Here is an 18,490-nt window from a genome sequence, read left to right on the forward strand (position 1 = left end):
TACCGGCCGTAGTGTCGCGCGCACCATGCGTGATCATGATGTGACGGACGTGCGAGCGGCGGCAGGACGGCGGGCACCCGCCGTTCTGCTGCTCCTCGCCCTCGTCGCGCTGATCGCCGGCGTCTGTCACGGGACGCACGGTCACGTGCTGCCCCTCGCCGACCGGACCGGAACCGTCGCCTCCGCCCCCGCCCTGCCGCACGGCTGCGAGCGGAACGGTGAGACGTGGTCCTTCGACGTCCATCTGCCGGCGCAGACCGCCGCCGCCTCGCAGCTCGCGGCGCCGGACCCGGGGGGAGCCGTACGCCTCTCGTGGGACGACGTCTTCCCCGCCGATCCGCACGCGCGCTCTGTGCGGGGCAGGGCGGGGCCCGGCCCCGAGCCGGGAAGTCTGCTGCTCGCCCTCGGAGTGGACCGGAACTGAGCCGGGTCTCGCCCTCGCGTGACCAGGTTCTCTCCGCGTACCACGTCAAGGACGTACCCATCATGAGCAAGCTGCTCCCCGGCGCCGGCTCTCCGCCCAGCGCCGCCTCTCCGCCCAGCGCCGTCCCTCTGCCCGCCGCCTCCGTGTCCGGCAGGACGACGTCCCGCGTCGCACCGTCCGCCGCCGATCAGACCGTCGGCAACACCCCCGTCCTGTGGATGGACGACGGCTACTGGGCCAAGCTCGAAGGCTTCAACTTCGGCGGCATCAAGGACCGCGCGGCCCTCCACATGGTCGAGCAGGCCCGCCGCCGGGGCGAATTGCGGCCCGGCGCGCCGATCGTCGAGTCCACCTCCGGCACCCTGGGCCTCGGCCTCGCCCTCGCGGGCGTGCTGCACGGCCACCCCGTCCATGTCGTCACCGACCCCGGTCTCGAACCGATCGTCGAGCGGATGCTCGTCGCGCACGGCGCCCAGGTCCATGTCGTCCCCGAGCCGAGCGCGCACGGCGGCTGGCAGCAGGCCCGGATGGACCGTGTCGCCGAGCTCCTGACCGCGCTCGACGGAGCCTGGTGGCCCGACCAGTACGGCAATCCCGACAACCCGGAGGCGTACGCCGGACTCGCCGCCGAGCTCTCCCAGCAGCTCGACCGGATCGACGTCCTCGTCTGCGCGGTGGGTACGGGCGGCCACTCGGCCGGTATCTCGCGCGCGCTGCGCGCCACCAGCAGCCCCGCCCTCGAACTCGTCGGCGTGGACTCCGTCCACTCCACCGTCTTCGGCCTTCCGGCGGGCGAGCGGCTGATGCGCGGGCTCGGATCCTCCATCCACCCGGGCAACGTCGACCACGGCGCCTTCGACGAGATCCACTGGGTGGGCCCCGAGGACGCGGTGCGGGCGGCCCGCCGGCTCGCGGCCCGTCAGTTCGCCACGGGCGGCTGGAGCGTGGGCGCCGTGGCGCTCGTGGCGGGGTGGCTGGCCCGGACCCGGCCGCGCGGCACCCGGATCGCGGCCGTCTTCCCGGACGGACCGCAGCGGTACTTCGACTCGGTGTTCAGCGACGAGTTCTGCGCGGCCCACGGGCTGCTCGACGCCCCCGTGCGGGAAGAGCCGGCGGCGTACGAGAGCGACGTGCCCGTCACCGGCTGGACCCGTCGGGTGCTGGAGCGGCCGACGCCCCCGGGGCGGGTCCGATGAGTACGACACCCACCACGACCGCCGCCGCCAAGGGCGGGATCTGGAAGCAGAGCCGTACCTTCGAGCCCGCCGCGCGGCTCCTCTTCCTCAACCAGCTCACCATCAATCTCGGCTTCTACATGCTGATGCCGTACCTCGCCGCGCATCTCGCGGACGGGCTCGGCATGGCGGCCTGGTCGGTCGGTCTCGTCCTCGGGGTCCGCAACCTCTCCCAGCAGGGCTTGTTCCTGATCGGCGGCGCCCTCGCCGACCGGCTCGGTTTCAAGCCGCTGATCGTCGCGGGCTGCGCGCTGCGGACGGCCGGCTTCGGGGCGCTCGCCTTCGCCCAGTCGCTGCCCGTGCTGATCGCCGCCTCGGTGGCGACGGGCCTGGCGGGAGCGCTGTTCAACCCGGCCGTACGGGCCTACCTGGCGGCCGAGGCGGGGGAGCGGCGTGTGGAGGCGTTCGCCCTGTTCAACACGTACTACCAGGCGGGGATCCTGCTCGGGCCGCTGGTGGGGGTGGCACTCACGGGCGTCTCCTTCCGGCTGACGTGCGTGGTGGCGGCGGTGCTGTTCGCCGCGCTGACGGTGGTGCAGCTGCGCCATCTGCCGGTACGCGTACGGGAGCGGGCGGCCGCGCCGGCCGACGGGGAGGGCGGCCAGTTCCGTACGGTGCTCGCGAACCGGACCTTCTGGCTCTTCTCCCTCGCGATGACGGGCTCGTACGTCCTGTCCTTCCAGGTCTATCTCGCGCTGCCGCTGGCCGCCGACAGTACGGCGGTGACCACCGCGCTGTTCGTCGTCTCGGCGCTCGTCGCCCTGGCCGGCCAGTTGCGGATCACGGCCTGGTGCAAGCGCCGGCTGACGCGCGAGCGGTGTCTGGTCCTGGGACTCGGTCTGATGGGCGCGGCCTTCCTGCTGCCGGTGGCGGTGCGCGGGGTGGTGGGGCTGCTGCTGTGCGCGGCGGTCCTGGCGCTCGCGAACGCGATCCTCTACCCGTACGAGATGGACACGGTCGTCGCCCTGTCGGGCGGGCGGTGGGTGGCGACGCACTACGGCCTCTACAACACCGTCTGCGGGGTCGGCATCACCCTCGGAAACCTGGGGACCGGGGCGCTGCTCGACCTGACGGGCCGGTCTGCCACGCCCTGGCTGGTGCTGTGCGGGGTCGGTCTCGTCTGCGCGGTGGCGGTGGGGGCGCTGGCCCGGGGAGGGCGGCTCGCGGCGACGGCCTGACCGCCGGGTGCCGCGCCCGGGCCCCGCGGGAGCGGGCCCGGGCCTCCGTGCCCGTACCCCGGTCGGCGGAGCGGGGGTCGCCGCCCGGCGCGGCTCCCGCCACGCTGGGAAGGGCGCGGTACCGTCCGTCGCCGTGTACGGACCGGGCAGGAGAGCACAGGTGGGGCAGCAAGCGGTGGGGAGCGGGTCCTCATCCCGGCCGCGCCCGCGCGGTGAGCGCGCGCGCCGGTTCATCCGTGCCCTGCCCCCGCTGATCATCGCCGGAGGGGGCGTCTTCGACCTGTCCACCCCGCCCGCCTTCACCGCCGCCCCGATGTTCTCGGCCGCACCGCTGATCGCGGCCCCGTTGTTCTCGATGCTGACGACCCTGCTCACCGGGATCGCCGCCGTTCTCACCAGCGTCGGGCTGCACGTCTACAACGACACCCTCACCGACGTCCCGGCGCTCACCGAGACCCTGACCGTCATCACGGTCTCCGCGCTCGCCCTGCTGATCAACCGGGTCGTGCGGCGCAGCGGCGAGCGGCTGGCGTCGGCCCGGGTGATCGCGGAGACGGCGCAGAAGGCGGTGCTGCCGACGCCGGCCGAGCGGATCGGCGGCTTGCAGGTCGCCGCCCGCTACGAGGCCGCGCAGGCGGACGCGTTCATCGGCGGTGACCTGTTCGCGGTCCAGGACACGCCCTACGGGGTACGGCTCGTCGTCGGCGACGTACGGGGCAAGGGGCTCGACGCGGTCGAGGCCGTCGCGGTCCTCATCGGTGCCTTCCGCGAGGCGGCCGAGCAGGAGTCGACGCTGGAGGGTGTCGCCCAGCGGCTGGAGCGGGCGCTGGCCCGCGAGGGGACCCGGCGGACCGGTCTGGACGCCGCCGAGGGGTTCACCACCGCCGTGCTGGCCGAGATCCCGCGCGGCAGCGGCCTCGTACGGGTGGTGAACCGCGGGCACCCCGAGCCGCTGCTGCTCCACGCGGACGGAGAGCTGACCCTGCTGGCACCGAGCGAGCCGGCGCTGCCGCTCGGTCTGGGCGAGCTGGCCGCGTGGCCGGACCGGGCCGACGAGGCGCCGTACCCGCCGGGCGCCACGCTGCTCCTGTACACGGACGGGCTCTCCGAGGCGCGTGACGCCACAGGAGCCTTCTACGATCCCGCCGAGCGGCTCGCCGGGCGGATCTTCCCGGGGCCGGAGGCGCTCCTGGACGCGCTCGTCGACGATGTGCGCCGCTACACCGGGGGCGGGACGACGGACGACATGGCGCTGCTGGCCGTGAGCCGCCCGACGCGGGGGCAGCCGGAGCGGCGGCGGACCATGCCCGTCGTGCCGTGACCATCCGTAGTCACAAGGTGCCACTCCGATAACAATTGACACACAGTCAGATTCACGTTGTTCGCCGGACGTTTACTGAAGCGGGGTCAAGTCGGGCCATTCTCCCGCAATCTCGCTAATGATCAACCGGAACGGCTTGGAATCAGGACCCTCTGTCTATTAACGTTCGATAACGCAGCGCGGTCGTCCCAGCCGTCGCAAGAGACGGCACCGTGCGCACGCGCCGAATCCTGAAAAGGAACCGGGGAACCACCAATTGGGGTGAATCGGGCACTTCGCATCCGTGCGAGATGCCCGTAGGAGACCTTCCTGCTCCGAACCCGTCAGCTAACCCGGTAGGCGAGAAGGAAGGAAAGGAGCGCGCCTTCGTGGCGTCCAACACCCCTGCCCCCGAAGCCCCCTTCGACGCGTTCGGTGCCTCGGGTGCCCCCGGGGCGGACCCCGGCACAGCCGCGTGGGAGGAGTGGAATCCCACCGAGGACTCGCTTCGTCAGCAGACGCGCTCCGGCGCCGGCGGCCGTCATCGCGTCGTCAAGCAGCGCTCCAACTTCGCCCGTTCCTCCACGGTCCTGGGCGTCGGTGTCATCGCCGCCGTCGGCGCGGGCGGCCTGGCCACCGCGCAGGAGAAGCCCGCCGTCTCCATATCGCTTCCCGACCTCGGCCTCCCGGGCGCCTCCGAGCTGCCCGGTGTCGGCGAGCTGATCGCCGACGTGAACGGCGCGACCGGCGGGACCGACGGCGAGGACGGCTCGGGCTCCGGTACGAACAACCCCCTGCCGCTCACCGCCACCCTCGCCCTGGAGGCCGAGGGCCCCGGGAACACGGGCGCCTCGACCACCGCGGCCACCGCCGACGCCGGCGAGGCGCTGCGCACCCGCATCCTCCAGCAGGCCGAGCAGCAGCAGGCGTCCGCCGACGCCGCCGAGATGGCCGCGGTGGAGAAGGCGGCGGCCGAGAAGGCCGCCGAAGAGGCCGCCGCCAAGGCGACCGCCGCCGAGAAGGCGGCCGCCGAGGCGAAGAAGAAGGCCGAGGAGGAGGCAGCGGCCAAGGCCGAGGCCGAGCGCCTGGCCAAGCTCGCCGCCAGTTACGCCCTGCCGACCTCCTCGTACACCATCACCTCCACGTTCGGTGAGTCCGGCTCGATGTGGTCCTCCGGCTACCACACCGGCCTCGACCTCGCGGCCCCCACCGGCACTCCGGTCAAGGCCGTCCACGGCGGCACCATCAAGTCCGCGGGCTGGTCGGGCTCGTACGGCTACCGGATCGTCCTGGAGCTGGAGGACGGTACGGAGGTCTGGTACTGCCACCTGTCGTCCATGACGGTCGGCGCGGGGCAGTCCGTGGGCACCGGCGAGACCATCGGCCGCGTGGGCGCGACCGGCAACGTCACCGGCCCCCACCTCCACCTGGAGGTCCACACCCCGGGCGGCTCCGGCGTGGACCCGTCGGCCTGGCTGCGCGGCAAGGGCCTGAACCTCTGACGGAGCCTCCCACCTCTGACCGAACCTCTCACCTCTGACAGAACCGGTGACCGGCCGCGGAACGGGCGCGGGCGGGCGGCACGGAACCGGGGGCGCGACGGGTCGGCACGGAGCCCGGGCGGGACGGAATAACCCGCCTGGGGCGGGTGGTTGTGGAACCCATGACTTCTCTTCGCCGACTGGGCTCCTCGGACCTGCACGTCTTCCCGCTCGCGCTGGGAGGCAACGTCTTCGGCTGGACCGCCGACGAGACGCGGTCCTTCGCCGTCCTCGACGCCTACACCGCAGCGGGCGGCAACTTCGTCGACACCGCCGACTCCTACTCCGCCTGGGCCGAAGGCAACGAGGGCGGCGAGTCCGAGACCATCATCGGCAAGTGGCTCGCCACCCGCGGCAACCGCGACGATGTCGTGATCGCCACCAAGGTCGGGGCCCACCCCCGCTACAAAGGCCTCTCCGCCGCCACCATCAAGGGCGCCGCCGAGGAGTCGCTCCGCCGGCTCGGCACCGACCACATCGACCTCTACTACACCCACTTCGACGACGAGTCCGTCCCCGTCGAGGAGATCGTCACCGCACTCGACCAGCTGGTGAAGGACGGCAAGGTGCGGGCCGTCGCCGCCTCCAACATCTCCCCCGAGCGGCTGCGCGCCTCCCTCGACTTCGCCGAGGCGGAGGGGCTCGCCCGCTACGTCGCCCTCCAGCCGCACTACAACCTCGTCTCGCGCGACACGTACGAAGGTGAGCTCCTGGAGACCGCCGAGCGCGCCGGTCTCGCGTCCGTGCCGTACTACGCCCTCGCCTCCGGCTTCCTGACCGGCAAGTACCGCCCCGGGACGGTCGTCGACAGCGCCCGCGCCCAAGGGGCCGGCGCGCATCTCGACACCGAGCGGGGCAGGGCGGTGCTCGCGGCGCTCGACACGGTCGCGGCGGCTCACGGAGCCGAGCCCGCCACCGTCGCGCTCGCCTGGCTGGCCTCCCGGCCCACCGTCGCGGCTCCGATCGCCTCGGCCCGTACGGTCGAGCAGCTCCCGGCCCTCGTCGCGGTCGCCGACCTCACCCTGACCGAAGCGGAGCTGGCCCTGCTGACCGAGGCCTCCGCGGTCTGACCCTGCCGACGGGGCTTTCGCGGGTCATGACCTGGCGACCGGGTGACCGGGGTCTTCGCGGTCGGACCGCGTCCGACCTGGGGCGGTCCCGGTCAGCTCCGGTACGGGTTGTAGCCGCCGTAGTCGAGGTACTGCGGCGGCGCCCACACCCGGCCGGTGGCCCGCGCCGCGTACGTCAGCGCGGGGGACGCGACCGCCTTGCGCTGCCAGAGGTGGTGCAGCAGCTCCTGCTCGCGGGCGGTGAAGTCCTCCTCCGCCGTCCCCCGCTCGGCCCGGTCGCGCAGAAAGGCCAGGCTGGTCGCGAACGCCTCGTACTCCCCGACGGCCTGCGCCGCCGGCTTGCCGTACGTACGGGCGGCGAAGTCGCGGGCCACCGAGCGGGCCCGCATGGAGGAGAGCGCGAGCGGTTCGGCGGGGGACAGCCAGCCGGCCGCCGCGTACGCCGGGAGCTGCCCGGATATGGTGCGCAGCTCCTTCTGCCGGCTCCATATCGCCAGCCAGGTCAGCAGCCCGAAGACCGGCACCATGAACATGCCGTACACCAGGAAGAAGCCCCACGGTCCGAAGACCGCCGAGCCGTTCCACAGGGCGTGCGTGCCCATGGCGAGGACCAGGCCGGTCAGCGGCAGCAGGATCCGGCGGACGCGCCGGCGACGGGCGGCCAGGGCGGCGAGACCGAATCCGAGCCCGGTGAGCACGGTGAAGAGCGGATGCGCGAACGGCGACATCACGATCCGTACGAAGAACGTTCCGGCGGTCACGGAGCCGAGCCCCGAGCTGCCGAACTCCTGGTCCTCCCCGAAGGCGTTGCCGAGATAGAGGATGTTCTCGGTGAAGGCGAAGCCGGTGGCGGTGAAGCCGGCGACGACGACTCCGTCGAGGAGGCCGGTGAAGTCCCGTCTGCGGAAGAGGAAGACCAGCAGGATGGCGGCGGCCTTCGCGCTCTCCTCGACCACGGGCGCGACGGCGGTGGCGCCGAGGGTGTCCGCGGACGCCGGGTCGGCGGTCGCGGTGGCGATCCAGCGGACCGCGAAGGAGTTGGCGAGGATCGCGACGAGCGCGGCGGCGAAGGCGCCCCAGGCGAAGGCGAAGAGCAGGATCTTCCAGGGGCCGGGCTCCACGCGGTCGAGCCAGCGGAACGCGGCCATGAGGAGCGGCACGGGCAGAACGGCCAGGCCGAGGCCGACCAGGAACCCCTCGGTGCCTGTCTGGTCTCGCACCAGCGCCAGGATCACCAGGGCGCAGAGCGCGAGCACCGCGATCACGGCGACTGCCCGGACCACCTTGCCGCGCCAGAAGGCGCGCCGGGGCCGGTAGCGCCACTGGGCACGGCCGGGGACGGCGGGGAAGGCCGGCTCCTCGGTGTCCCGGGCGGGGACGGGGGCGGGGACGGGGTTCGACACGTAAGCGACCCTAACCAGCCCCACCGACAGCGTGCGCGGGAGTTCCGCTTCCTGTGGAAAAGCAGGCCCGTCCCTGTGGAGAAGTGGGTCCTCCGGAGAAGCAGGCATGCTGCCTGGGGAGAAGCAGGCCCTACTTCCTGCGGAAAAGCAGGTCGTGCACGACGTGGCCCTTGTCCAGGCCCTGTCCTTCGAACCGGGTGAGGGGGCGGAACGCGGGGCGGGGGGCGTAGCCGCCGTCGGGCTGGGTGTTCGCGAAGTCGGGATGCGCGGAGAGCACCTCCAGCATCTGCTCGGCGTACTCCTCCCAGTCCGTGGCGCAGTGCAGGACGGCTCCGGGCTTCATCCGGGTCGCGAGGAGGGTGAGGAACTCCGGCTGGATGAGGCGCCGCTTGTGGTGGCGCTTCTTGGGCCAGGGGTCCGGGAAGTAGACGCGGCAGCCGTCGAGGGCGTCGGGGGCGAGCATCTCGCGCAGCAGGATGATCGCGTCACCGTTGGCGACGCGGACGTTCTCGAGCCCGTTGCGGTCGGCGAGACCGAGGAGGTTGCCCTGCCCGGGGGTGTGGACGTCCACGGCGAGGATGCCGGTGCCGGGGTCGGCGGCGGCCATCTGCGCGGTGGCCTCGCCCATCCCGAAGCCGATCTCGAGGACGACGGGAAGGCCGCCGAACATCTCGTCCAGGTCGAGGACCCGCTTGCCGTCGATGTCCAGGCCCCAGTCGGGCCAGCGCTTGAGCATCGCCTCGGCCTGCCCCGCGGTGACGCGGCTGCGCCGGGGCTGGAAGCTGCGGATGCGCCGCTCGTGGTGCGACCCGGCGGGGTCGGGCAGGGGCCCCTCACCGGCGGCGAACATCCGGCTGCCCCGCCGCGCGACGACGGGCTCGGCGAGGGACTGCGGAACGTTTTCACGGGACTCAGACACAATGCGGCAATTCTACGGGGCCGGGGGCTGAGGGCCTGTCCGGTGGAGACAGGTGCCCACAGCCCCGCGGCCGGCTACAGCATCGCCAGGGCTCTTGCCGCCACCTCCCGGCCGATCGGGAGGGATGCCGTCGCGGCCGGTGACGGCGCGTTCAGGATGTGCACCGTCCGCGAGGCCTCCTTGATCAGGAAGTCGTCGACCAGGGTGCCGTCCCGCAGGACCGCCTGGGCCCGCACGCCCGCCGCGGCGCGCCGCAGGTCGCGCTCCTCCACGATGGGCAGCAGTCTGCGCACCGCCTCGGTGAAGGCCCGCTTCGACAGTGAACGCCGCAGCTCACCGGCGCCGTACCGCCAGTGCTCCCGCGCGATCGCCCATGATCCCGGCCACGCCAGCGTCCCCGCCAGGTCCCCCGGCCGGACGACCGACCAGCCGTACCCCTCCCGGGCCAGGGCGGGCACCGCGTTGGGCCCGACGTGGACGCCACCGTCGATGCCCCGCGTCAGGTGCACCCCGAGGAAGGGGAACGCCGGGTCGGGAACCGGATAGACCAGGCCGCGGACGAGCGACGCGTCCGCCAGTTCGTAGTACTCGCCGCGGAACGGGACGATCCGCATGCCCGGGTCGTCGCCGGCGAGCCGGGCCACCCGGTCGCAGTGCAGGCCCGCGCAGTTCACCAGGACCCGCCCCCGCAGCACGGCGCCGGCCGCCGTGCGCACGGCCACACCCCACGGCCGCCGGTCGACCGTCGTGACCTCAGCGCCGTACAGGATCCGGGCCCCGGACGCCTCGGCGAGCCGCGCCGCCACCGCGCCGTAGTCGCAGATCCCCGTCGTGCCGACGTGGATCGCCGCGAGCCCCCGCACTCGGGGCTCGTACTCGGTGATCTGCGCCGGCCCCAGCTCGCGCACCGGAATGCCGTTCTCCCGGCCGCGCTGCACGAGGGCGTGCAGCCGCGGCAGCTCCTCGCGAGCGGTGGCGACGATGAGCTTGCCCGTGACCTCGTACGGAAGGTCGTACTCCGCGCAGAACTTGATCATCTCGGCCGCGCCCGCGACCGCGAACCGTGCCTTCAGGGACCCCGGGCGGTAGTAGATCCCGCTGTGGATCACGCCGCTGTTGCGTCCCGTCTGGTGGCGGGCCGGGCCGTGCTCCTTCTCCAGGACGGTGACCCGGGTCCCGGGCGCGGCGCGGGTCAGGGCGTACGCCGTCGCCAGACCGACGATTCCGCCGCCGACGACGAGCACGTCGCAGTCCACGTCCCGCACGGACACCCGCACCACCTCCCACCCCGATAGTGCACTGGCCCACTGACAGAGCCGCTAAACCCGGTGGGACACGTGTCACGCCGGGCTCCGGCCGGACTCACGGGCACCCAGGCCGGGGTCGCGGGCACCCAGGCCGGCCTCACGACGGCCTCATGCCGGACGCACGCCGGAGTCCGGCGGGCTCACGCGGGAGCCATCAGGAGCGGCCGGGCCCGCTCCCGCAGCTCCATGACCCGGGGCTCGTCCCCGTACGGTTCGAGCCGGTGCAGCAGATCGCGTACGTACTCGGTCGTCCGGGCGGACGAGATCCGGCCCGCCACCTCCACCGCGCGCGTGCCCGCCGCGCAGGCCGCGTCCAGATTGCCCGACTCCAGCTCGGCCACCGCCGACACCACGAGCCGCAGCCCGTGCGAACGGACGTACTCCTCCGTCGGCCGGGAGAGCGCCTGCTCGGTGAAGCGGCGCACCTGGCGCGGCGCCTTCAGGTCGCGGTAGCACTCGGCGGCGTCCGCGCAGAACCGGTCGTACGAGTAGAAACCCAGCCAGGACGGGTCGGCATCGCCCTCCCGCGAGCGCTCGAGCCAGCCCTCGGCCGCCTTGAGCGCGGCCGCGGCCGCCGCGCCGTCGTTCGCCTTGGCGTGCGCCCGCGCCTCGACGAGCCGGAAGAAGGACATCGTGCGGGCCGTGGCGAGCCCGCGGTTGCGCTCCAGGGCGGCCTGGGCGAGGTCCACGCCCTCGTCGGCGAAGCCCCGGTAGGTGGCCTGCAGCGACATCGAGGCGAGGACATAGCCGCCGAGCGGCACGTCCGCGGCGGCGCGCGCGAGGCGCAGCGCCTGGATGTAGTAGCGCTGGGCGGCCTCCTGCTGACCGGTGTCGAAGGCCATCCAGCCGGCCAGCCGGGTCAGCTCCGCCGTGGCGCCGAAAAGAGCCCGGCCGACCTCGTCGGAGTACGAGCCCAGCAGCAGCGGCGCGGCGTCGACGCGTAAGCACTCCGGGACCATGGAGGAACGCCAGTCGCCGCCCCCGTACTTGGAGTCCCAGCGGCGCGCGTCCTCGGCGGCCTCGCGGAGCTTGGCGACGTCGCTGTGCCCCACGCGCGCGTGGGGGCCGGTCTCCGGCCCGTCGGCCGTCCCCTCGGGGCCGGCGGCGGGACGGTGCGACAGCCGCTCCACGGAGGAGTCGGCGGGGGTGATCAGCCACCGGGAGGCGGGGGTCGCATACGCGCTGACCGCGAAGGATCCGGCCAGCGACTGCCAGATCCCGCCACCTCCGGCCCGTCGACCGGCGAGATCCAGCCGGTACAGCTCGGTGGCCGAGCGGACCGCCTCGCCCACGTCACGGGGGAAGGCGAGCCCCACCTCGGGCGCCGGGTCGGCGTCGGCGAGGCCTATCTCGTGCAGCGGTACCGGCCGGCCGAGCTTCTGGCCGATCGCCGCCGCGATCAGATGCGGCGCGGCGCCCTGCGGCACCATGCCCTTCGACACCCACCGCGCCACCGACGTCTTGTCGTAACGAAGGGTCAGCCCCCGCTGAGCCCCGAGGTCGTTGACGCGCCGGGCGAGGCCGGCGTTGCTGATTCCCGCGAGGGCGAGAACCGTGCCGAGCTTTTCGTTCGGCCCGCGTTGCTCCCTGGACATGACGCCACCCCTCGACCACCCAGACGGCCGCCACGACGCCGGGCATAGGCGTGCGGCATTCGTGAACACAGCGTAGTTCGCCGCATCCCTACCGTTAAGGGGCGGTGTTCCCTATGGCGGGATTGTTGTGTGGACCGACGGAGGAGGGGCGGTCCGCGGGCAGCGGCCGGGGCCGGCGGTGGTGGGGGCGGCGCCGGGGAGCGTGCTCCGGTGGTGTGGCCGTGCGCCCACCCGTGCGCTCTCGCCCGGCCGGAGGGGGAGCGCTTCCATGAGTGCTGCGTGGGTCGGCCCATCCGGCTGTGGACGGTGGGCTGGGGGATACCGTCGCCCCCTCCCCGCGGGCGGCGGACGGCTCCGGGAGGCGCAGGCCGCCTCCCGGACTGCCGACGCCCCTAGGGTCTTTCGTTCGGATCATCCCGGGCTCGCGTGCCCTGGCACCGCGCCTCGCCGCGTTGTCGTCGGTCGCCAACTCCCCCGTAGCCCTTCGGGCACGGGTGGTGCCCCCACCGCGTTGACTCCCTCCTCCGCCTTGCGATCCGTCCCCTCGGCCCTGGCGGGCCTGGGGAGACCCCATGCACCAGACCCCGCTCCCTGATCCGGCCTGATCCAAACGAAAGACCCTAGCCCGTACAGAATGGCCGAATGACGACGGTGCGCAACTGGCCAATGCCAGCGGCTCATTCGCCTTTCGCGTGCCTTGCTCCCGAGCCCGTCCTGTGCGCCCTTGTCGTGGCAGCATGTTCCTCCACTGAACCGACGTGGAGGCGCCGATGCGATGGCTGGTGGGCTGGAGCAGTGTCGCCGCGAGCTTCGGTACGGCGGGAGCGGTGGGGGGCGGCGCGTCCGAGGGGCGCACGGTGCACCCCGTGGGCGCACAACTCCTGTGGGGCGACCCCGATCCGCTGTGGGCGGTCGGTGACTGGCGCCCCGACGAGATCCGCGTCGTCGGCGTCGACACGCACAGCCGCCTCGCCGTCCTGGGGTGCTGCGCCGCGAGCGACGAGGAACTGAGGAGCGGCCTCTTCGCCGCGCGCGGTGGCGCCCTGCGCCACCTCACGGCGTGGGCGGGCAGCTACACCGCCGTCGTCCAGGTAGGCCGCCGTGTCACCGTCACCGGCGATCTGGCGGGCGCGCGGCCCGTGTTCCACACCCCCTGGGCCAACGGCACCGCGTACGCGACCGCCGCGCTGCCGCTGGCCGACCTCATCGAGGCCCAGCTCGACATCGGCCATCTCGCCGCGCTCCTGGCCTGCCCCGAGACCCCGGAGGCGCTGCGCGACTCCACACCGTACGAGGGCGTGAAGCGGGTGCCGCCCGGCCACGCGCTGATCCTGCGCGAGGGGTCGCGCGAGATCACCGGCTACGAACCGGTGGCCTCGCTCGCCGTCGCGGCGCCGCAGGTCGAGCCGCGGCGGGCGGTGGAGGGGGTACGGGACGCGCTGGTCGACGCCGTACGGGCCCGGCTCACCGCGCCCCGGCACGCTCCCGAGACGCCGCTGCCGGACCCCGGGCCCGTCCCCGGCATGGGGCCCGCGGAGCGGCGGGCCGCCCGGGGCGGCGGACCGGCGCCGGGGATCGGAGCGGATCTGTCCGGAGGCAGCGCTTCCGGGACACTCGCCCTGCTGGCCGCCGGTCTCCCGGGCGTGCCGGGGACGATCCTCGGCCACGGCACGGGCGCGGGGGAGCGGCTGCTCGCCGTCACCTTCAACGACCTGGCGACCCGGGCCGGTGCCCACCGCGAGGAGGAGCTGGAGCGGGCCCGCGTGATCGCGGCGAACCCGCGGCTGCACCATGTGGTCGTCGCGGCGGGCGAGGAGGCGCTGCCGTACGCGGAGCTGGAAGGCCCGCTGACCGACGAGCCCGGCCCGTCCCTCGTCGTCGCCGGCCGCCACCGCCGACGCCTCGCGGGCGGCAGCGCGGACCACTTCACGGGGCTGGGCGCCCGGCAGGTCCTGGACGCCCATCCGGCGCGACTGGCCGACCTGTTGATGGACCGGCGGCGCCGCTCGCTGGTGCGTCCGGTGGCGGCGCTCGCGAAGGCGACGGGCACGTCGGCGGGCTCCCTCCTCGTACCGCTGACGGTGTACCGGGCGGCGCGCCGGCTGGCCCGTACCCCCTACCGCACCGGCCTCGAGGCGGCGGCGGCGGGGCTCCTGGAGGCGAACCGGACGGCGGCGGGCGCGTTCGGCCCGCTGGAGGCGTCCCTCTCCGCCCTGGCCTGGTCGCGCCCCGGCCCGGCGGCGCGCTGGCTGACGGGGGAGGCCCTCGCTGAAGTATCGGTTCGTCTGAACCGGGCGGCGACGCTGCCGGCGTCGGTCCAGCGGCCGGGGGAGGCACGCGCGCGTGCGGCGCTCGCGCGGTCCGCGGCCGACCACCGGGTCCTGGAGCAGGCGGCCGAGATCCGCGGTCAGCGGCTCCACGCGCCCTTCCTCGACAACCAGGTGGTACGGGCCTGCCGCGACCTCCCCGAGTCGCTGCGGGTCCAGCCGGGCGCCCGGGCCACCGTCCTGCGCACGGTCCTGGCCGGCGCGGGCATCCACGACCTGCCGCCCGGCTGGGGCGCCCCGAACCCCGCGGTCCCGGCCGCCGCCGCCCGCACCGGCCTGCGCGCGGCGCTCCCGGACCTGCTGGCCCTCTTCGACGCCCCGCTCCTGGCGGACGCCGGCCTGATCGAGGCGCGCGTGGTCCGCAAGGCCCTGCGCGCGGCCGCCGACGGCGAACCGGTCCCACTGGACGGCCTCGCCGACCTGGTCTCCACCGAACTCTGGCTCCGCCGCCTCCTGTCCCGCCGCGGCACGTGCTGGACGGGCACGGCGGCACCACGTCAGCGGGCGGTTCCGGGGCCGTTGATCCCCGCCTCCCGGCGCTCGCTACCGGCGTGAGGGCCGCCAGGACGGCGAAACGTGACAGCACCGCCGAGGTCACCTCCTCCTCGACGGCAGGCCGCGACCGGGTCAAGAAGATCCGGCGATACGCCCGTGCGCGTATCCCGGGTGTACCTGCTGATCGACCGCCAGGCAGGTGAAGCCGTCGTCTGCTCCGATCTCTTCGCAGACGACCACGCCCACAAGTCCATCCACAAGCTGGGGACGGCCGTGCGGCTCCCCGCCCCCTCGACTTCGAGCTCGACACCTCCGAATGCCGAGCGGGTAAACCCCCAGGCGCCGACCGTTCTCGCCAGGGACAATGACCCGGTGCGGTACCTCATCCTCGGTTCGACCCAGGCCCTCGACCCCCACGGCACCCCCCTCCCCCTCGGCGGCGCTCGGCTGCGCGCGCTCCTCGCCGCGCTCGCTCTGCGCGCCGGACGGGCCGCCTCCGTCACCGAACTCGTCGACGACGTCTACGGCGACGAACCCCCGCACGACGCCCCCGCCGCCCTCCAGGCCCTCGTCGGGCGCCTCCGTCGCGTGATCGGGCGGGACGCCGTCGCGTCGGCGCCCGGTGTCGGCTACCGGCTCGTCGCCCGCCCCGACGACATCGACCTGTACGTCTTCGAACGGCGCTCCCAGGAGGCCGCCGCCCGCCTCGACGCCGGTGACCCCGAAGCCGCCGCCACCCTCCTGCGCGGCGCCCTCGCCCTCTTCCGCGGCCCCGCGCTCGCCGATCTCCCCGAGCACGCGCGCGTGCGCCCCGAGGCCCAGCGGCTCGCCGCCCTGCGCCGGCGCGTCGAGGCCGACCTCAGGCGCGGTGCCGTGGACGGACTCGTACCGGAGCTGTCCGCGCTCACCACCGCCCACCCGTACGACGAGGGCTTCCGCGCCCAACTCGTCCGCGCCCTGCGTGCCGAGGGCCGGCAGGCCGACGCCCTCGCCGCCTACGAGGACGCCCGCCGCGCCCTCGCCGACGGCCTCGGCGCCGACCCGGGCCCCGAACTGCTCGCCCTCCACAGGGAACTGCTCCAGGCGCCCCCGGAACCCCCGTGCCCCGGCAACATCCGGCCCCGGCTCACCTCCTTCGTCGGCCGCGAACCCGAACTCGCCGCCATCCGCGCCGACCTCGCCCGCTCCCGCCTCGTCACCCTCACCGGCCCCGGCGGCTCCGGCAAGACGCGCCTGGCTGAGGAGGCCGCCCTCGCGGCCGCCCGCCCCGGCTCGACCCGCTCGGCTGAGGAGGCCGCCCTCGCGGCCGCCCGCCCCGGCTCGACCCGCTCGGCTGAGGAGGCCGCCCTCGCGGCCACCCGCCCCGGCCGCACCGGCGGCACCGGCGGCTGCGGCGCCTGGCTCGCGGAGCTCGCCCCGCTCGACGACCCCGACGCCGTACCCGGCGCGGTCCTCTCCGCCCTCGGCCTGCGCGAGACCAACCTGATCACCCGCGACGGCCAGCCCCTCCAGGACGACCCCACCGCCCGCCTCGTCGAGCACCTCGCCCACCGCCCCCTCCTCCTCGTCCTCGACAACTGCGAACACGTCGTCGACGCGGCCGCCGCACTCGCCGAGACCCTGCTCACCCACTGCCCCCGGTTGCGCGTCCTCGCCACCAGCCGCGAACCCCTCGGCGTCCCCGGCGAGACCGTCCGGCCCGTCGAACCCCTGCCGCCGCACCCGGCCCACCTCCTCTTCGCCGAACGCGCCCGCGCCGTACGCCCGGACTTCCGGCCCGAAGCCGACCTCGACGCCGTCGACGAGATCTGCCGCCGCCTCGACGGCCTCCCCCTCGCCATCGAACTGGCCGCCGCCCGCCTGCGGCTGCTCACCCCGCGCCAGATCGCCGACCGGCTCGACGACCGATTCACCCTCCTCACCTCCGGCAGCCGGACCGTCCTGCCCCGCCAGCAGACCCTCCGCGCCGTCGTCGACTGGTCCTGGGACCTCCTCGAACCCGACGAGCGCACGCTGCTCCGCCAGGTGTCCGTCTTCGCCGGCGGCTGGGACCTTCCCGCCGCCGAGGCCCTCGGAGCCGCCCACGCGGCCGACACCCTCGGCGCCCTGGTCGACAAGTCCCTGGTCGTCGCCGCCCCCACCCACGACGGCGAGATGCGCTACCGCCTCCTGGAGACCATCCACGAGTACGCGAGCGAGCGCGCCGCCGAGACCCCGGGCCTGCTCGCCGCCGCCGAGACCGCCCACACCGCCCACTACACCGCGCTCGTCGAAGAGGCCGAACCCCGGCTGCGCTCCGGCGAGCAGCTCCCCTGGATCCGGCGGATCGAGACCGACCTCGACAACATCCGCGCCGCCCTCCACCGCGCGGCCCTCACCGCCGCCGATGAACCGTCCGCCCACCGGCTGGTCCTCGCCATGGGCTGGTTCTGGTGGCTGCGCAACTACCGTCCCGAGGGCCTGGCCTGGGCCGAACGCGCGCTCCGGCTCGGCACCGACCCGGACGATCCCGCCGACCCGCGCTACTGGCCCCGCATGCGGCTGCACATGCTGCGCTTCTTCCTCGCCGTGGAGAGCCATACCGTCGGCGAATTCCGCGACGACCCCGAACTCGCCGCCCTGGTCCGGCGGGTGCGTGCCGCCTTCGCCGACCACCCCGGCCCCGAGTCGGCCCGATTCCCCGGTCTGCTGTGGCCGTTCACGGCCTATCTCACCGAGAAACCGGACGTCGTGCGCGCGATGCTGGATGCCTCCGTCGCCCACTGCCGCCGCCATGGCGGCGAGTGGGAGATCGGTGTCAGTCTGATGTTCCGTACGCACATGGCGGTCGACATGCCCGGCGGCATGACCGGCATCGACGAGGACCTGGCCGAGCTGCGCGCCCTCTCCCGCCGGGTCGGCGACCGCTGGATGCGGGCACAGGTCGCGAGCGCCGCGGCGGAGGCGAACATGCTGCGCGGCCGGCACGCGGAGGCCGGCGAGGCGTACGAGGAGGCGCTGGAGCTCGCCCGTGAGGTCGGCGCCCACGCCGAGGCGCCCTTCCTGGTCGCACGCCTCGCCGAAATCGCCTTCCGCGCGGGCGACATGGAAGCCGCCGAGAAGGGCCTGGACGAGGCGTCCCGTGAGGCGGAGCGCTCCCACGTCAACGACGCCCGGACGTACATCGGGACCATGCGCGCCCTGATCGCCCTGCACCGGGGCGATGTCCCGAGCGCCCGCGCCCGGCTGGACGAGGCGCGCCGGGTGGTGACGACGGGCGCCCCGCCGCCCCATTTCGCGGTGGTACTGAGCGGGCTCGACGCCCGGATCCGGGCGGACGAGGGCGGCGGCACCGAAGCCGTCGCGGGCGCGGTGGCGGCGCTGCGCACGGCGCGGGAGGCGCAGTGCGCCGACTTCGTCATCGCCGCCCTGGCGGAGTGCGTGGCGATCACGCTCTCCCGCTGCGGCGCACCGGCCCTCGCGGTCCGGACCCTGGCGGCGGTCGACACCTGGCGCGGCCCGCTGGTCCGCTCCGTGCCGGAGGTCAGGGAGGCGGAGGCGCTCACCGCTCGCGCCCGCGAGGCCCTGGGCGAGGACGGTTACGCCGAGGCGTACGCCACCGGCAGCGCGCTGGACGCCGGGGCCGTCCTGACGCAGGTGGAGGCGTACGTGACGGGGTCGGCCCCTTCCCGCACACCTACGTGACGGGGCCGGCCC

At 74.3% G+C, this 18,490-nt stretch carries 12 protein-coding genes and 1 riboswitch; of the genes, 8 read left to right on the forward strand and 4 right to left on the reverse strand.

The genetic code is table 11. The features are described from left to right. The first annotated feature begins 25 nt into the window (after positions 1 to 25). The 6 genes from ACWDX6_RS20250 (at position 26) to ACWDX6_RS20275 (ending at position 6,748) form a co-directional block, all read left to right on the forward strand. Positions 26 to 424: a hypothetical protein gene (locus ACWDX6_RS20250; RefSeq protein WP_451486267.1), complete on the forward strand. Its 399-nt coding sequence runs from the start codon at positions 26 to 28 to the stop codon at positions 422 to 424. Between the two features lie 62 nt (positions 425 to 486). Continuing rightward, entirely contained in the window at positions 487 to 1,620 is a 1,134-nt protein-coding gene (locus ACWDX6_RS20255) for a PLP-dependent cysteine synthase family protein (RefSeq protein ID WP_451486268.1), read from the forward strand. Then, a complete protein-coding gene (locus ACWDX6_RS20260) occupies positions 1,617 to 2,837 on the forward strand; it encodes an MFS transporter (RefSeq protein ID WP_451486269.1) in 1,221 nt (406 codons plus the stop codon). The genes ACWDX6_RS20255 and ACWDX6_RS20260 overlap by 4 nt, the downstream gene beginning before the upstream one ends. A gap of 160 nt (positions 2,838 to 2,997) precedes the next feature. Then, positions 2,998 to 4,158 carry a PP2C family protein-serine/threonine phosphatase gene (locus tag ACWDX6_RS20265; protein WP_451486270.1) on the forward strand — a complete coding sequence of 387 codons (1,161 nt, stop codon included), beginning with the start codon at positions 2,998 to 3,000 and terminating at the stop codon, positions 4,156 to 4,158. Positions 4,159 to 4,369: 211 nt separating this feature from the next. Further along, positions 4,370 to 4,515, forward strand: a riboswitch (cyclic di-AMP (ydaO/yuaA leader). An 11-nt stretch (positions 4,516 to 4,526) separates the two neighbouring features. Continuing rightward, positions 4,527 to 5,639, forward strand: a complete 1,113-nt coding sequence (locus tag ACWDX6_RS20270; RefSeq protein WP_451486271.1) for a M23 family metallopeptidase — start codon at positions 4,527 to 4,529, stop codon at positions 5,637 to 5,639. Between the two features lie 161 nt (positions 5,640 to 5,800). Beyond that, on the forward strand, positions 5,801 to 6,748 hold the full coding sequence (locus ACWDX6_RS20275) for an aldo/keto reductase (RefSeq protein WP_451486272.1): 948 nt from the start codon (positions 5,801 to 5,803) through the stop codon (positions 6,746 to 6,748). Positions 6,749 to 6,840: 92 nt separating this feature from the next. On the opposite strand, the gene ACWDX6_RS20280 is transcribed toward ACWDX6_RS20275, so the two are convergent. From ACWDX6_RS20280 to ACWDX6_RS20295, 4 genes are all read right to left on the reverse strand, one after another. After that, positions 6,841 to 8,151, reverse strand: a complete 1,311-nt coding sequence (locus ACWDX6_RS20280; RefSeq protein ID WP_451486273.1) for a PrsW family intramembrane metalloprotease — start codon at positions 8,149 to 8,151, stop codon at positions 6,841 to 6,843. A 130-nt stretch (positions 8,152 to 8,281) separates the two neighbouring features. Next, complete coding sequence (gene trmB / locus ACWDX6_RS20285; protein WP_451486274.1) at positions 8,282 to 9,070, reverse strand: tRNA (guanosine(46)-N7)-methyltransferase TrmB; 789 nt, start codon at positions 9,068 to 9,070, stop codon at positions 8,282 to 8,284. Between the two features lie 74 nt (positions 9,071 to 9,144). Continuing rightward, positions 9,145 to 10,341 (reverse strand): L-2-hydroxyglutarate oxidase, encoded by a 1,197-nt coding sequence (lhgO, locus tag ACWDX6_RS20290; RefSeq protein ID WP_451486275.1) that lies wholly within the window; start codon positions 10,339 to 10,341, stop codon positions 9,145 to 9,147. A gap of 176 nt (positions 10,342 to 10,517) precedes the next feature. Continuing rightward, positions 10,518 to 11,972, reverse strand: a complete 1,455-nt coding sequence (locus tag ACWDX6_RS20295) for an MFS transporter (RefSeq protein WP_451486276.1) — start codon at positions 11,970 to 11,972, stop codon at positions 10,518 to 10,520. Positions 11,973 to 12,742: 770 nt separating this feature from the next. Between ACWDX6_RS20295 and ACWDX6_RS20300 the strand changes: the two genes are divergently transcribed. Together ACWDX6_RS20300 and ACWDX6_RS20305 are read left to right on the forward strand one after the other, a co-directional pair. Beyond that, positions 12,743 to 14,854, forward strand: coding sequence for an asparagine synthase-related protein (locus tag ACWDX6_RS20300; protein WP_451486277.1), 2,112 nt, complete (start codon positions 12,743 to 12,745; stop codon positions 14,852 to 14,854). Between the two features lie 312 nt (positions 14,855 to 15,166). Beyond that, positions 15,167 to 18,478, forward strand: coding sequence for an ATP-binding protein (locus tag ACWDX6_RS20305; protein WP_451486283.1), 3,312 nt, complete (start codon positions 15,167 to 15,169; stop codon positions 18,476 to 18,478). Positions 18,479 to 18,490 lie beyond the last annotated feature (12 nt).

The sequence above is a fragment of the Streptomyces sp. NPDC003027 genome (assembly GCF_053591435.1).

Coding starts and splice junctions, on each gene's coding strand:
- ACWDX6_RS20250 (WP_451486267.1), top strand. CDS start 26: ATGCGTGATCATGATGTGACGGACGTGCGAGCGGCGGCAGGACGGCGG.
- ACWDX6_RS20255 (WP_451486268.1), top strand. CDS start 487: ATGAGCAAGCTGCTCCCCGGCGCCGGCTCTCCGCCCAGCGCCGCCTCT.
- ACWDX6_RS20260 (WP_451486269.1), top strand. CDS start 1,617: ATGAGTACGACACCCACCACGACCGCCGCCGCCAAGGGCGGGATCTGG.
- ACWDX6_RS20275 (WP_451486272.1), top strand. CDS start 5,801: ATGACTTCTCTTCGCCGACTGGGCTCCTCGGACCTGCACGTCTTCCCG.
- ACWDX6_RS20295 (WP_451486276.1), bottom strand. CDS start 11,972: ATGTCCAGGGAGCAACGCGGGCCGAACGAAAAGCTCGGCACGGTTCTC.
- ACWDX6_RS20300 (WP_451486277.1), top strand. CDS start 12,743: ATGCGATGGCTGGTGGGCTGGAGCAGTGTCGCCGCGAGCTTCGGTACG.